The sequence below is a fragment of the uncultured Flavobacterium sp. genome, assembly GCF_963975515.1.
Taxonomy (GTDB): Bacteria; Bacteroidota; Bacteroidia; order Flavobacteriales; family Flavobacteriaceae; genus Flavobacterium.
The window spans coordinates 48,624-64,850 of record NZ_CAXBGY010000006.1; the positions used below are offsets into that span (position 1 = coordinate 48,624).

The 16,227-nt window shown below is 30.1% G+C and carries 12 protein-coding genes; 9 read left to right on the plus strand and 3 right to left on the minus strand.

Features of this window, described 5'->3' with window-relative positions:
• Nucleotides 1-46: 46 nt before the first annotated feature.
• The 4 genes from AAC008_RS08455 (at nt 47) to AAC008_RS08470 (ending at nt 5,561) form a co-directional block, all read left to right on the plus strand.
• A complete protein-coding gene (locus tag AAC008_RS08455) occupies nt 47-2,833 on the plus strand; it encodes a TonB-dependent receptor (RefSeq protein WP_339888733.1) in 2,787 nt (928 codons plus the stop codon).
• Nucleotides 2,834-2,844: 11 nt separating this feature from the next.
• Complete coding sequence (locus AAC008_RS08460) at nt 2,845-3,477, plus strand: choice-of-anchor J domain-containing protein (protein ID WP_339888734.1); 633 nt, start codon at nt 2,845-2,847, stop codon at nt 3,475-3,477.
• A 6-nt stretch (nt 3,478-3,483) separates the two neighbouring features.
• Nucleotides 3,484-4,842, plus strand: a complete 1,359-nt coding sequence (locus AAC008_RS08465) for a DUF5689 domain-containing protein (RefSeq protein WP_339888736.1) — start codon at nt 3,484-3,486, stop codon at nt 4,840-4,842.
• Nucleotides 4,843-4,946: 104 nt separating this feature from the next.
• The gene (locus AAC008_RS08470) at nt 4,947-5,561 is read left to right on the plus strand and encodes a lipoprotein signal peptidase (RefSeq protein WP_339888738.1); all 615 of its coding nucleotides are present in this window, start codon (nt 4,947-4,949) and stop codon (nt 5,559-5,561) included.
• A gap of 3 nt (nt 5,562-5,564) precedes the next feature.
• On the opposite strand, the gene AAC008_RS08475 is transcribed toward AAC008_RS08470, so the two are convergent.
• Genes AAC008_RS08475 through AAC008_RS08485 form a run of 3 tightly spaced genes read right to left on the minus strand, consistent with a single transcriptional unit; the run spans nt 5,565 to nt 8,391 of the window.
• Nucleotides 5,565-6,128, minus strand: coding sequence for a 5-formyltetrahydrofolate cyclo-ligase (locus tag AAC008_RS08475; protein WP_339888739.1), 564 nt, complete (start codon nt 6,126-6,128; stop codon nt 5,565-5,567).
• Nucleotides 6,103-7,359, minus strand: a complete 1,257-nt coding sequence (locus AAC008_RS08480; protein ID WP_339888741.1) for a pyridoxal-dependent decarboxylase — start codon at nt 7,357-7,359, stop codon at nt 6,103-6,105. The genes AAC008_RS08475 and AAC008_RS08480 overlap by 26 nt, the downstream gene beginning before the upstream one ends.
• A 57-nt stretch (nt 7,360-7,416) precedes the next feature.
• A complete protein-coding gene (locus AAC008_RS08485) occupies nt 7,417-8,391 on the minus strand; it encodes a succinylglutamate desuccinylase/aspartoacylase family protein (RefSeq protein WP_339888742.1) in 975 nt (324 codons plus the stop codon).
• A gap of 102 nt (nt 8,392-8,493) precedes the next feature.
• Here AAC008_RS08485 and uvrC point away from each other — a divergent pair, with 102 nt between their 5' ends.
• The 5 genes from uvrC (at nt 8,494) to AAC008_RS08510 (ending at nt 16,226) form a co-directional block, all read left to right on the plus strand.
• The gene (uvrC, locus tag AAC008_RS08490; protein ID WP_339888743.1) at nt 8,494-10,287 is read left to right on the plus strand and encodes an excinuclease ABC subunit UvrC; all 1,794 of its coding nucleotides are present in this window, start codon (nt 8,494-8,496) and stop codon (nt 10,285-10,287) included.
• 1 nt (nt 10,288) lies between these two features.
• Entirely contained in the window at nt 10,289-12,547 is a 2,259-nt protein-coding gene (locus AAC008_RS08495; RefSeq protein WP_339888744.1) for a patatin-like phospholipase family protein, read from the plus strand.
• Nucleotides 12,548-12,720: 173 nt separating this feature from the next.
• On the plus strand, nt 12,721-13,881 hold the full coding sequence (locus AAC008_RS08500; protein WP_339888745.1) for a homogentisate 1,2-dioxygenase: 1,161 nt from the start codon (nt 12,721-12,723) through the stop codon (nt 13,879-13,881).
• Between the two features lie 126 nt (nt 13,882-14,007).
• A complete protein-coding gene (gene hppD, locus AAC008_RS08505; protein ID WP_339888746.1) occupies nt 14,008-15,168 on the plus strand; it encodes a 4-hydroxyphenylpyruvate dioxygenase in 1,161 nt (386 codons plus the stop codon).
• Between the two features lie 287 nt (nt 15,169-15,455).
• Nucleotides 15,456-16,226 (plus strand): DUF3108 domain-containing protein, encoded by a 771-nt coding sequence (locus AAC008_RS08510; protein ID WP_339888747.1) that lies wholly within the window; start codon nt 15,456-15,458, stop codon nt 16,224-16,226.
• The last annotated feature ends 1 nt before the right edge of the window (nt 16,227 follow it).

Genomic DNA, 16,227 nt, shown 5'->3' on the forward strand with positions numbered 1-16,227 from the left:
TAGTTCTTAACATAACTTTAATATACGATTTAAACATTAATTTTTTATGAAAAAACTATTATTAAGTATTTTAATATTAATACAAACAATGGTTGTTTTTGGTCAAGAGGCTAGTTTACAAGGTAAAGTAATTGATTCTAAAACTTTAAAACCACTTCAAAACGTTGTGTTAACTATTGAAAGTACTAACCAGTCTAAAGTGTCAAATTCTAATGGAATTTTTAAATTTGACAAAATGCCTTCAGGAAATCATTCTTTAATTGTTACTTACACAGGGTACACTACGCAAGTGTTTCAATTAGAATTAACAGAAGGAGAATTACTAGATTTAGGAACAGTTGTTATAGAAGAAGATATTACAACAGAAAAACAAATGAGTTTAGTTACCATTACAGAAAATGATTTAGGTGACGACAATAGTGGTTCTGAAAGTACTTCGGGATTATTACAAGCTACAAGAGATGTATTTCAACAAGCAGCAGCTTTTAACTGGGGACAAGCTAGATTTAGAGTTCGTGGTTTAGATAATGAATATGGTGTTACTATGATTAACGGTTTGACCATGAATAAAATTTATGATGGAAGACCACAATGGAGTAACTGGGGTGGTTTAAATGACGCTACAAGGAACCAAGAATTTTCTATGGGGACAACTCCATCTGATTATACATTTGGTAATATATTAGGAACTCAAGAAATTAACACAAGAGCTTCTTTTTACAGACCAGGAAATAGAGTTACTTTTTCTGGAACAAATACAAACTATAGTTGGAGAGCTATGGCTACTCATGCTTCAGGATTTAACAAAGACGGTTGGGCTTATACACTTTCTGCTTCTAGAAGATGGGCTCAAGAAGGTTATTTTCAAGGAACAGATTACAGTGCAAATTCATTATTTGCAAGTGTTGAGAAAAAAATTAATGAAAAACACAGTTTAAATTTAACTTCAATTTTTGCTCAAAACAGTAGAGGAAAAAGCTCACCTAATACGCAAGAGGTTACTGATTTAATGGGTGTTGATTATAATTCATATTGGGGATACCAAAACGGTAAAAAAAGAAATTCAAGAGATAAAGATATTCAAGAACCAATGGTAATTTTATCTCACTATTGGAAAATGAACGAAAACAATAGATTAAACACTAATGTATCATACCAAACAGGATCAATAGGTAACTCAAGAGTAGATTATACTAACGGAAATAACCCTGACCCAACATATTACAGAAATTTACCAAGTTATTTTTTAAATACATTTGATAATGACGGTAATTACACTCCAAATCAAATAGGAGCAGACAACGCGAAAAATTTCTTCCTAAACAATAGTCAGGTTGATTGGAATGCAATGTATATTGCTAACCAAAACAGTTCCTTTCCTGGAAGAAGTATTTATGCTTTATACGAAGACAGAACAGATGATGATCAATTTAGTGCAAATTCAATCTTGACTTCAAGTTTATCTGATAATGTTAGCTTAAATGCTGGTGTTTCGTTTAAAAAATTAAAATCACATAATTTCCAAAATTTAATTGATTTAATGGGTGGAAGTTATTATTTAGATATTGATCAATTCTATGTTGGTGATGCTTCTCAATCAGATTTAAATAATCCTAACAGACAAATTGGCGAAGGAGACACATATGGGTATAATTATAATTTAAATGCAACTGTTGCTGACGCTTTTACACAATTTAAATTTTCTTATAATAAGGTAGATTTTTATTTAGCTCAATCGTTCTCAAGAACTGAATACCAAAGAGAAGGTTTATACAGAAACGGAATTTTTGCGAACAACTCATTTGGAGATAGTGAAAAAGTGAATTTTGAAAACTTTGGTTTCAAAGGAGGATTGACTTATAAAATTACGGGACGTCATTTATTAAGTTTCAATGGTGGATATTTAACAAAAGCACCAAATTTAAGAAATACATTCTCTAATGCTCGTTTAAACAATAACTATACACCAGATTTAGTTAGTGAAAATATTATGAGTTTAGACGCAAGTTATATCATTAGAGCTCCAAAATTAAAAGCTAGACTTACTGGTTTCATGACTAAAATTCAAAATACTAGAGAAATATCTTTCTATTATGCAGAGAATATTTCTGATGTAGTTGGAGATGAAGATGCTTTTATTAGTGAAATCGTAACAGGTATTAATAAAAAGAATATTGGTGCTGAATTAGGTATTGAATATCAAATTACATCAACAGTTAAAGTAAATGGTGCTGCTTCTTACGGACAATATATATATGATAACAATCCAAATTTATATATTAATGATGATGCTCAAGCAACTGCTACAAATCCAAACCCTTTAACTTCATTTGGTAAGTCTTATTTAAAAGATTACAAACAAGCAGGTATGCCTCAACAAGCTTACTCTTTAGGTTTAGAATATAGATCTCCTAAGTTTTGGTGGATTGGAGCAAACGTAAATTATTTAGCAGATAGTTATATTGATGTTTCTAATGTTTTAAGAACTGAGAACTTTACACTTGATAATGCTGGAATTTCTTATGATGGTGCCGATGAAGCAACAGTTAGAAAATTATTAAAACAAGAGAAATTTGATTCTTTCACATTAGTAAATCTTATTGGTGGAAAATCATGGAGAATTAGCAAGAAAAATAGAAACACAGTTGGTTTCTTCGCTTCTATAAACAATGTGTTTGATATTGAATATAAAACAGGTGGTTTTGAACAGTCAAGAAAAGCGACTTTCCCAGATTTACAACAAGATTTAGTAAGTGGAACTAGAACTTTTGGTCCAAAATACTTTTATGGATACGGAAGAACTTATTTCTTGAACTTCTACCTTAACATCTAAAAAAAAGAACTATGAAAAATATATTTATAAAACCAATTGTATTAATTACATTAATAACAACTGTTTTCACAAGTTGTGTTAAAGAAGACGACTTTGCTATTCCAACGCTTAAGCCAGTATTATTTGCTGAAAATTTTGAAGAAATTACCGCTGGTAGTGGGTCAAATGAAATAGCAATTAATCTTGAAGGATGGATAAATACTAATACATCAGGAACTCGTGTATGGTCTGGAAAATCATTTAGTGGAAGTAAATTTGCTGAATTCTCTTCTTTTTATTCTGTTGCTGGTTCAACAGATGATGCTTGGCTAATAACAAATTCAATTGATTTATCTGCTTCAGATAGTAAAGTAATGTCTTTTAACTCAGTAAATCGTTTTTATAATGGAAGCGTATTAAAAGTTTACATTTCTGAAGATTATGATGGTACAATTCCAGGAATTACTACTGCTACATGGACAGAATTAAATCCAACACTTCCAACAAGCAGCACTCAAAATGATGTGAAAATATCTAGTGGGCCAATGGATATAAGCAGTTTTAAAGGAACAAATGTAAGAATCGCTTTCAGATACCAAGGAAGTAAATCTGCAAATCCAACAACTACTTTTCAATTAGACGATATCAAAATTTACGAAAATTAAATAGCTATGAAAAAAACAAAAAATTTATTATTAATTTCACTTTTGGCAATCTTTACAGGTTGTGTAAATAGTGACGAGTATAATACGCCAGATTTATCTTCTGAGTGTGTTAATTTAACTGCAACAAAGACAGTTGCAGAAATTACAAATGCGGCTACTTCAACAGCAACAAAATATGAAAATGATGACATCATTGAAGCATATGTAACGTCAAGCGATGAAGGAGGAAATTTTTATAAATCAATTTCTTTTCAATCTGTTGATGGAACAAAAGGCTTTAGTATGCCAGTTGATACCTACAACTTATTTAATCAATATGAGCCAGGTAGATTGGTTTACATTAAAATGAAAGATCGTTACGTAGCAACTTCACAAAGCTCTACTATTATTGGTAATTTATATAATGGTAATGTTGGAAGAATTAGCGGTGTTGAATATAATGATGTTTTAAAAAGAGGATGTACTAAAGTAAATGAAAACGACATTATAAAAAACTTAACAGTTTCAAATGCAAAAAACAATCAATATTTAAATATGTTAATTGAATTTAATAATGTTCAATTTACAGATGCTTCTTTAGGTAAGACTTTTTTCGACACTACTTTAAACAGTTTTGGAGGAGCAACTAATCACTTAATTACAGATGAATTTGGACAAACTATTATTGTAAGAGTTAGTGAATTTGCTAATTTTGCTTCAAATTCAATTCCAAGTGGAAGCGGAAAAATTAGAGGTGTTTTAACTAAATATAACAATGATTACCAATTTATGGTAAGAACTATTAATGATGTTAATTTACCAAATGATCGTTTAGATCTTGATTTTTTCCCACCAATTGTTGGAACTAATATTGTTTATAACTCAACTTTAAACGAACCATTTACAACTTACACTGTTAACCAACAAAGCTTTCCAAAGTATATTAATGATGCCGCTCAAGGTAGCAGATATTGGCAAGCAAAATCATTCGGAGGTAATTCATACATTCAAATGTCTTCTTTTGGTGGTGGAAATACAGAAATTAACAAATCATTATTTATTGTTCCAGTTGACATGACTGCTGCAAATACTTTGTCATTCAAAACAAATGATGGATATAACAATGGAGCTGCTTTTAAAGTGTTTTACACAACTAATTATGTTCCAGGTAGTCAAATTACAACGGCAACTTTAGTAGACATTACATCAAGTTTTACGATTTCTTCTGGAAACACTAGCGGTTATGGTTCAGCTTTTACTAATAGTGGAGTTTATAATATTCCTGCTGCAATTACTGGAAACGGATTTTTCGTATTCCAATATTTAGGAAGTGGTGCTTCTGGCCCAACAACTACAATGCAATTAGATGATATCGTTATCAACTAATTAGGAAATAAAACCTAAAATAATATTAAAAAAACGCTCTTATAAAAAAGAGCGTTTTTTTATACGATAAAATCTATTACTTTTGTGAATTAAATTTTTAAAAAATGTCTTTAAAAAAAGCCTATCTCTATATATTTATTGTTCTTTTAATTGACCAAATTTCTAAAGTCTATATCAAAACTAACTTTTTCCTAAATGAAGAAGTGAAAGTTTTTGAATGGTTTAGAATTCATTTTATAGAAAATGAAGGAATGGCTTGGGGAGCAGAAATTCCTGGAGATTATGGTAAAATAATTTTGACTGTTTTTAGAATTTTTGCTGTTTTTGGAATCGCTTGGTGGCTTCAAGATTCTCTTAAAAAACAAGGTTCAAAATTTTTAATTGTTGCTATAATTTTAATTTTTGCGGGTGCTTTAGGAAACATTATTGACTCTGTCTTTTATGGCGTTCTTTTTAATGATAGTTATCATCAAGTAGCGACTTTATTTGCACAAGATAATTATGGAACTTGGTTTCATGGTGAAGTTGTAGATATGTTTTATTTCCCTTTTATTCAAAATTATCCAATGCCAGAATGGGTTCCTTTTATTGGCGGAAAACCGTTTACTTTTTTTAATGCAATTTTCAATGTAGCCGATTTCGCTATCTCTGTTGGAGTTGGAATCTTAATTGTATTTAATAAGAAGGCTTTTGGAGAAAATCATATCTTAGCTAAATAAAATTTAGAATTTTATAATTCCAGTTGGATTCACAGAAAAATTTAATTTAATATCGGTTTCAAAAGTGTCTTCAATTAGTTCTTCTAATTCAAAGAAAGACAAGCCTATTTTAATGACGTTAAGCTTGCACTCTGAAAGAAATTTATCATAAAAGCCTTTTCCATATCCAACGCGATTTCCTTGCTTGTCATAAGCTAAAAGAGGCACAAAAACCACATCAATCATTTCGGTTGGAACAGGCAAACCATTTATTGGTTCAGGAATATTGTATTCGTTTTTCTTGATTTTTGTATTATCAGTCAAAAGAATATGATGCATAGAAGTAGTTTTAAAATCTGATTTCGAAACCACAACTTCTTTGTCTTTTGCCTGTAAAATAGTTAGAATGTATTCTGTATTGACTTCTTTTTGCTCTTCAATAGGTAAAAAGATGTGAAAATAAGTGTTCTCCCAAATGTCTAATTTCAATATTTGATTCGCAATAGCTAAACTCTTTTCTTCAATTTCTTCAAAAGTTAGATTTTGTCTTAATTCTCTATACTTAATTCTTAATTCCTTCTTCAACATATATAGTCGCTTTTAATTCGTCTATAAAAATAGTCAAATGTTCGACTTCTACGTGATTCATCACCACAATTTTATACCATTTATTTTCTCCATGGTGTTCTTGTGGTACTAAATGGAATTTTTTAGCTAATGCTTTAGGCACATACTCGTCTTGAATCGTAACAATATTCATGAAAGGTTCTCTAAAATATTTTACATTCAATTTATCCAATTCATTACATAAAAATTGAGTTCGCATTTGTAAAACACTAGTTTTTTCAAACCAACCAAAAGGACCATAAGTAAATAAAATCATCCAAACCGCAACAGCATTTGCACCAGAACGACTTCCGCAAAGGGTTAAATCCATTCCTTCAACATATTTAGCTTCTTTGGTAATTACGTTTTCAATTAAATTTTTTCTACAAATAAAAATCCCTGTTCCATAAGGAGCTTGAAGCATTTTGTGAGCATCAATCGTAATAGAACTTATCTTTGGATTGCTAAAGTTTATTACTGAATTCTCATTGTTAAAAGGATAAACAAATCCGCCATAAGCACCATCAATATGTAATTTATAAATCAATTGATGTTTTTCTAAAAGTGAAGTATAAGCATCAGGATTATCAACCGAACCAAACATTGTTGTTCCCATATTTGAAACTACAATGAAATATTTTTTACCATTTGCTTTGGCTTTAACCAATAATTCTTCTAGCTTATTTTCATCTATAGCTCTAGTTTCAAAATGTACTGGAACACTAATTCTATCAATTTGAAGTAAATTGGCTCCTTTCGGAATAGAATAATGCGTGTCTTCTGAGGCAATCAGTACAATTTCATCTAAAGTTGCATCAAATTTATTCATAAAATAATTGCGGTAAATCCAAAAAGCTTGAATATTTGCTTCAGTTCCACCAGGAGCAATATAGCCATCAAACTCATTAGGTTCTACCTTGAAAATATCTACTGCAAGCACATTTAAAACTTCTCTTTCGATTTCTTGTGTACCTCCAAAAGCGCTTTCAGAATCACCAAAAGTGTGACAACCAATATTATTTGGGTTAGCTACATAAGTTTGTAAAGTTGGGGCATCTCTTAAGAAAGGAGCATCGTCATAAAACACTTGTCCATCTAATTTTGAAGCTGGATAACCTAGTGAAATATCTTTAGAAAAGCTTATATTGTTTTGAAGAGCTTGCTCAATTTTATTTTTGCGTTCTTCTTGCGAAAGTTTTTTCCAATAGTACATTGTGATAGTTTTGTTGACAAAACTAACCTAATTGAGTGGCTCAAAACATGATAAATGTTAGCTTTGGGTTTCTAATTTAGTAGAAATATGAAAAACAGCATCACCTTGATAAACAATTGGAGCATCATTTACATTAATTATATAGCCATCACTTGGTGCTTTTAGTTTGTGCTCTACTTTCCCAAAAGGGTCAGAAATAGTAGCTAAAACATCACCTTTTTTAACAAAACTTCCAATCTTTATAATCCCATGAAACATACCCGAAAAATTGGCTCTTACCCAACTTGATTTTTCTATGAAAATAGTTTTTTTAGCAACAGTTTTAGCTTCTTTTTTAGGATTTAACATATCTAAATGATGCAAAAACCTTTTAGCCCCTTGATAACCATCGTCTGTTATCATATCATTTAAGTCTAATGATTTTCCACCTTCAAATAACAGCATTTTTACACCTAATCTAGTACAAGCATTTCTAAAAGAACCCGAAATGTTTTTAGAATATAAAGTAAAAGGAGAGTTGAAAACAGAAGCTAATTCTTTTAATTCAGGATTATTTGGTGCTATTCTAATTTGTGGCGCATTAAAACGACTTGCTCCACCTGCATGAAAATCTACAGCATAGTCTATTTTTGGAATAATTTCAGTTACTAAAAAATGAGCAAATCTACTGGCTAATGAGCCTGTTTTGCTTCCTGGGAAAACACGATTTAAATCTCGTTTATCAGGAAATTCCCTAGTTTGATTAAGAAAACCAAAAATATTGATAATTGGAATACAAATTATCGTGCCACACTTTGGTTTGTTAATTTGTTTTCTAATAATTTGTCTTACAATTTCAGTTCCGTTTATTTCATCACCATGCAAACACGCACTAAATAAGACAGTTGGTCCATCTATTTTAGAACGCTCAATAATTACTGGAATTTTAAGTTTTGTCATGGTGTGTAACTTGGCAATTTCAACCTCAATAGTCTTGCTTTCACCAGGTAAAATAGTTTCTCCTAAAAGCTCTATAACTTTATTGTTTTTCATAAAATGATAATAAGTGTTAAAAGTAAGAAATTCCTATTAAGAAAATAGAAGTACTATAAAAATCTATGTAAATTTGTGGATTAAGTGTTTCAAATAAAATAAATGAACAAATCTTCACTCGAACTTCAAATACAAACTTTGCCTGATAACCCTGGTGTCTATCAATATTTTGATAAAGACGACAAGATTATATATGTCGGTAAAGCCAAAAATTTAAAAAAAAGAGTTTCGAGTTATTTTACAAAAAACCATGACAATTATAAGACTAGCGTTTTAGTTAAAAAGATAGTTTCGATTAAACATATTGTAGTCGCAACAGAATCTGATGCTTTGTTATTAGAAAATAATCTGATTAAAAAACTACAACCAAGATATAATATTCTATTAAAAGATGATAAATCTTATCCATGGATTTGTATTAAAAACGAACCTTTTTCTAGAATATTTCCGACACGAAGAGTTACAAAAGACGGTTCTGAATATTATGGACCTTATACTAATTTTAAAATTGTCAACACAATTTTAGAAATGATTAAAGAACTATATCCCTTACGAACCTGTAACTATGATTTGTCTCAAGCGAATATAAAATCAGGAAAATATAAAGTTTGTTTAGAATACCATATTGGCAATTGCAAAGGACCTTGTGAAGGTTTAGAATCATTAGAAAATTATCAGAAACAAGTTGAAGCTATTCGTCAAATTTTAAAAGGAAATTTTAAAGACAGTTTAAAAGAATTTAAAATTCAAATGAAAGAGTTTGCCGCAGATATGCAATTTGAAGCCGCTCAAAAAGTTAAAGAAAAAATTGAAGTTTTAGAAAATTATCAAGCAAAATCAACTGTTTTAAATCCAAAATTATCAAATATTGATGTGTTTTCAATAGTCTCAGATGAAACTATGGCTTATGTCAATTTCTTGCAAATTTCTCATGGAGCAATTGTGCGTTCGCACACTATGGAAATCAAGAAAAAACTAGAAGAAACAGATGAAGAATTATTAGAGCTTGCTGTTGTTGAGCTTAGAGAACGATTCAAATTATTGTCTAGAGAGATTATCTTGCCTTTTCCATTATCTTTAGGTGAAAACTTAAAAATAACGGTTCCGCAATTAGGCGATAAAAGACAAATTTTAGATTTATCAATTCGAAATGCCAAATATTACCGAATGGATCAGTTGAAACAAATCAAAATTGTTGATCCAGATAGACATGCCAATAGAATTATGGCTCAAATGAAAAAAGATTTACGTCTTTCTGTTGAGCCAAGACATATTGAATGTTTTGATAATTCTAACATTCAAGGAACAAACCCAGTTGCCGCTTGTGTGGTTTTTAAAGATGGAAAGCCAAGCAAAAAAGATTACCGTCATTTCAATATAAAAACGGTTGAAGGCCCAGATGATTTTGCTTCTATGGAAGAAGTGGTTTATAGAAGATATAAGCGTTTGATGGACGAAAACGAATCATTGCCACAACTGATAATTATTGATGGTGGAAAAGGTCAATTGTCTTCAGCATTAAAAAGCCTAGATGATTTAGGTTTAAGAGGGAAAATTGCCATAGTTGGAATCGCAAAACGACTTGAAGAACTATTTTACCCAGGGGATTCAGTTCCATTATATTTAGATAAAAAATCAGAAACATTAAAAATTATTCAATTTCTGAGGAATGAAGCACACAGATTTGGAATAACGCATCATCGAGATAAACGAAGCAAAGCTGCTTTGACGAATTCATTAGAATCTATTCCTGGAATTGGTGAGAAAACTATGATTACATTAATGAAACATTTCAAAAGTGTTAAAAGATTGCAATTAGCTTCAGAAAAAGAAATATCTGATGTTGTTGGACTTTCAAAAGCCAAAAAAATAACCGAATTTTACAGAAAAGAATAAAATGCAAGAAACAAGAAACAAGAAGCAAGATGCGAAAGAAAAAACTTTTCTTAGCAGAATTATGCTTTCTGCTTTCTGTCTACTACTTTCTGCTTTCTGTTTATTACCTAATGCCTCTTATTCACAAGATTCAATTCAAAAGCCTAAAATTGGATTAGTGCTTTCTGGTGGTGGAGCAAAAGGATTGGCTCATATAGGAGTTTTAAAAATAATAGATTCTTTAAATATAAAAATAGATTATATAGGTGGAACGAGTATGGGAGCAATAGTTGGAGGATTATATGCTTCTGGTTATTCGGGAAAAGAGCTTGAATATGCATTTTCTCAAATGGACGTTGATAAACTAATTCAAGATTTTGTACCAAGAAGTTCTAAAGGATTTAATCAAAAACGAAATGACGAACTTTACTTACTAACATTACCTTTTAAAAAATTCAAAATTTCTTCTCCAAGAGGTTTATCAAAAGGAATGTATAACTTCAATACTTTATCTCGGTTAACTTATCATGTAAAAGATATTAAAGATTTTAGCAAATTACCTATTCCGTTTTTTTGTGTAGCTACTGATATAGAAACTGGAGAAGAAGTTTTATTGAAAAAAGGAACATTGGCTAAAGCCATGATTGCAAGTGGAGCATTACCTACATTATATAATCCAGTTGAAATTGAAGGTAAATTGTTGGTTGATGGAGGGGTTAAAAACAACTACCCAGTAGAAGAGCTAAGAAGACTAGGTGCAGATATTGTTATAGGTGTTGATGTTCAAGAAGGTTTAAAAGATCGATTAGAATTACAAAGTGTAACAAGTGTTTTAATGCAAATTTCTAATTTCAATACTATTGAAAAAATGAAAAATAAAATACTTCTTACAGATATTTACATCAAGCCTGATGTTAAAGGATTGTCCGTGCTTTCATTTGACAAAAGTGAGGCAATTATTAAAAAAGGTAAAGAAGCAACAATTCCTCAATTAGAAAAATTAGTTAAACTTCAATCAAATAATAAAATTCATAAAGAAAAAACAGCAGTTTGTGACTCAATATCCATTAAAAACATTAGTATTAATGATCTTAATAATTATACCCGAGCATATGTTATAGGAAAATTAAACTTCAAACAAAATAACAAAATTTCATTTAATAAGTTTGAAAAAGGGATTAATAGCCTAAATGCTACAGATAATTATAGCTCAATATTATATAGTTTTGATGATAATGACAATTTAACTTTTAACTTAAAAGAAAATCAAGTAAATACATTTATCAAATTCGGAATGCATTATGATGATTTGTATAAAAGCGCATTATTAATCAACCTTACACATAAAAAATTAATTTCTAAGAATGACGTAGCTTCGTTAGATATAATTCTTGGAGATAATTTTAGATATAATTTTGATTATTATATTGATAATGGTTTTTATTGGAGTTTTGGTATTAATTCAAGATTAAATACCTTTAATAAAAATATTCAAAACGATTTTAATGAAGGAACAATTTTTTCAGATTTAGATATTAATTCAATTAATATTGATTTTTCAGATTTTTCAAACCAAGTTTTTGTTGAAACAATTTTTAGTAAATTATTTTTAGTAGGTACTGGTGTAGAATTAAAACATTTAAAAATTCAATCACCTACATTACAAAATCTTACACCTATTTTTGATAAGAGTGATTATTTTTCTGTTTTCGGAAATTTAAAATATGACACTTTTGATAAAAAATATTTTCCAAAATCAGGTTGGTACATAAATGGGGAAATAAAGTCATATTTATTTTCATCAAATTTCAATAACAACTTTCAACGTTTTTCAACAATAAAAGGAGATGTAGGTATTGTTAAAACTTTTTACAAAAAACTTTCGTTGAAATTACAATCAGAATTAGGTTCTATTATTGGAGAAAGAACCACACCTTATTTCGATTTTATTTTAGGAGGTTATGGCTATAATAAAATCAATAATTTTCAACACTTTTTAGGCTATGATTTCCTAAGCCTTTCGGGAAGCAGTTATATTAAAGGTTCTGCAATGGTTGAATATGAGATATTAAAGAAAAACTATGTTAACATTACAGCCAATTATGCTAATATTGGAAATAAAATATTTGAATCAACAGATTGGTTTTCAAACCCAAAATTCTCAGGATATGCAATTGGTTATGGCTATGATTCATTACTAGGACCTATAGAAATTAAGCATTCTTGGTCACCAGAAACTAGGGATCATTTTACATGGTTTAGTATTGGTTACTGGTTTTAAATAAATTAAATTTTTTTTCCGATATTTGTAGTAATGAAAAGTTGGGATAATTTATTAGTTCACTTAAAACTCCTCATCAAGAGAAATCCTGAATGACATGAATTCTTTTTGATTGTTAACTAAAGCATGGGAAGCCATAAACTTTAAGATTTTAAATTTTTAAACAAAAAGAAATGCCACTATATCACACATTAGGAAAAATTCCACACAAACGACATATACAATTTCGAAAACCAAATGGAGATTTGTATTATGAACAATTGTTTGGAACAGTAGGGTTTGATGGAATGTCAACAAATTCCTACCATGAGCAAAGACCAACGCAAGTAAAAGAAATTAAAAAACAATATAGCGTTGCACCAAAAATTGCTAAAGAAAATAACATTCAATCCTATAAGTTAAAAGGATTTCAGGTAAGTCCAGAAAAGGATTTCCTAGAAAGTAGAAAAATTGTGCTAACAAATTCAGATTGTCACATTGTACTTTCGGCACCACAAAACAAAACAACAGAATACTTCTATAAAAACACCGATTCAGATGAAATGATTTTCATCCATAAAGGTTCAGGTAAACTCAGAACTATTTATGGAAATTTAGATTTCAAATACGGTGATTATCTAATTATCCCAAGAGGAATTATCTATAAAATGGATTTCGACACAGAAGATAATCGTCATTTTATTGTAGAATCTCGTCGACCTATTTACACTCCAAAACGTTATCGCAATTGGTTTGGACAGCTTTTAGAACATTCTCCTTTTTGCGAAAGAGATATTCGTCGTCCATACGAACTAGAAACAAATAACGAATCAGGAGACTTTGTTATTAAAGTCAAAAAGAAAGACGAAATCATAGAAATGGTTTATGCCTCTCATCCTTTTGATGTTGTAGGTTATGATGGCTATAATTATCCTTATGCTTTCTCTATTCACGATTTCGAACCTATTACAGGAAGAATTCATCAACCACCACCGGTGCATCAAACTTTTGAATCAGATGCCTTTGTGATTTGTTCATTTGTGCCACGTTTATACGATTATCACCCAGAATCTATCCCAGCTCCATACAATCACAGTAATATCGATTCAGATGAAGTACTTTATTATGTTGATGGTGATTTTATGAGTAGAAATGATGTCGAACCAGGTAATATTTCACTTCATCCAGCAGGAATTCCTCATGGACCACACCCTGGTGCAGCTGAAAGGAGTATAGGAAAAACGGAGACTGAAGAGTTAGCCGTAATGGTTGATACTTTCAAACCGTTAATGGTAACTGAGGAAGCAATGAAAATAGCAGACGAAACGTATTTTCAATCTTGGTTAGATAAATAAAAGAATAAAAAACATAGAGAAAAGAGTAAACACTTTTTAAATTTAAAATATAATAGAATTTTGAAAGAATAGCATTAGACTATAAATAGTCTTAATACTTAATACTTTCATCTTAATACTAAAATTATGAGTAAAGAAGTAAAATCAGTAAACTACGGTTTAGAAAAAATATTTGAAGGAGCACAAGATTTCCTTCCTTTAATGGGAACAGATTATGTAGAGTTTTATGTTGGAAATGCAAAACAAGCAGCTCATTTCTACAAAACAGCTTTTGGATTTCAATCTCATGCTTATGCAGGATTAGAAACAGGAGTTAGAGATAGAGCCTCTTATGTGTTGAAACAAGACAAAATACGTTTGGTTTTAACAACAGCATTAAAAAGCGATTCGCCAATTGGAGAACACGTAAAAAAACATGGAGATGGAGTAAAAATTGTTGCTCTTTGGGTAGAAGATGCTCGTAGTGCTTATGAAGAAACTACAAAACGTGGTGCAAAATCGTATATGGAACCGACTGTAGAAACCGACGAATTTGGAGAAGTAGTTCGTGCCGGAATATACACTTATGGTGAAACAGTTCACATGTTTGTAGAACGCAAAAATTATAAAGGAGATTTTTTACCGGGTTATAAAAAATGGGAATCTGACTATAACCCAGAACCAACAGGTCTAAAATACATTGACCACATGGTTGGAAATGTAGGATGGAATGAAATGAATACTTGGGTAAAATGGTACGAAGATGTAATGGGATTTGTAAACTTCCTATCGTTTGATGACAAACAAATCACAACAGAATACTCAGCTTTAATGTCTAAAGTTATGTCTAATGGTAATGGGCGAATTAAATTTCCAATAAACGAGCCAGCCGAAGGAAAGAAAAAATCACAAATTGAAGAATACTTGGACTTTTACGAAGGTTCAGGAGTGCAACATATAGCAGTTGCAACAGATGATATTTTAAAAACAGTTGCAGATATGCGTTCTAGAGGAATAGAATTTTTAAGCACGCCACCTCAAGCTTATTATGACGATGTTCCTTTTAGATTAGAAAAACACAACCACAAACTTCAAGAAGATATTAATATGTTAATGAGTCTTGGAATTATGATTGATGCCGATGAAGAAGGTTATTTATTGCAAATTTTCACAAAACCAATAGAAGATAGACCAACCTTGTTTTTTGAAGTAATTCAAAGAATGGGAGCACGTGGATTTGGTGCAGGTAACTTTAAAGCTCTTTTTGAGTCAATTGAAAGAGAACAAGCATTGCGAGGAACGTTATAAAAAACGCTTATTTTTTTATATTATCAAAAAATAAGCTGTTTTGATAGATAATAATCAGCAAAAAATGTTAAAGTCAAAAAATAAGTAAGAATAATGTAATTATCATACTACTTTTGCACTCGCATTTGGAAGGGTGGTTCCTTTTAAATGAAATAAATTTTCATAATTTATAGTTTTTTGGTTGGTTAATAGCATAAAAACGTAGTCCTTTTTTGGACTGCGTTTTTTTGTTTTGTAAGTTTGGTACAGAAATTGCATTTTCTATGTAAAAAGAAAAATTAAATATTATGAAAAAATTTATTTTACTAACCTTAGTGTTCATATTTACAAATTCATTTACTCAAAAAGAGGACTCTTTTACTACGGGTGAATATTTTAAACTAAGAATTCATTATGGCCTAGTTACAGCAGGTTATGCCACTTTAGAAATCAAAGATGCTATAAGAAATAATAAAAAAGTACATCATGTTGTTGGAAAAGGATATACAACAGGTATTACAAAAGCATTTTTTAAAGTAAGTGATGATTATCAAAGTTTTTTTGATAAAGAAACAGGTAAACCTTATCAATTCTTAAGAAAAATTGATGAAGGAGGTTACACAAAATACCAAGAAGGGTTTTTTAATCAAGCAAATAATTCAGTGCTTGTAAAAGATTACAAAAACAATACTGAAAAAACATTTAAAGTTCCCGAAAACATTCAAGATATTGTTTCTTCATTTTATTATTTAAGAAATCATCAAGATATTGATAAACTTAAAGAGGGTGAATCAATATCCATTGATATGTTTTTTGATGATGAAACGACAAAGTTTAAGTTAAAATATATTGGAAAAGAAGATATAAATACTAAATTTGGAAAAGTTTCTTGTATGGTGTTTAGACCTTTAGTTCAAGCAGGTAGAGTTTTTAAAGAAGAGGAAAGTTTAACCATCTGGGTTTCAGACGATGATAATAAAGTTCCAGTTCGAATTAAAGCAAGCTTAGCTGTTGGTTCGCTTAAAGCAGATCTTTACGAATACAAAGGACTAAAACATACGTTTAAAGTCAAAAAATAAT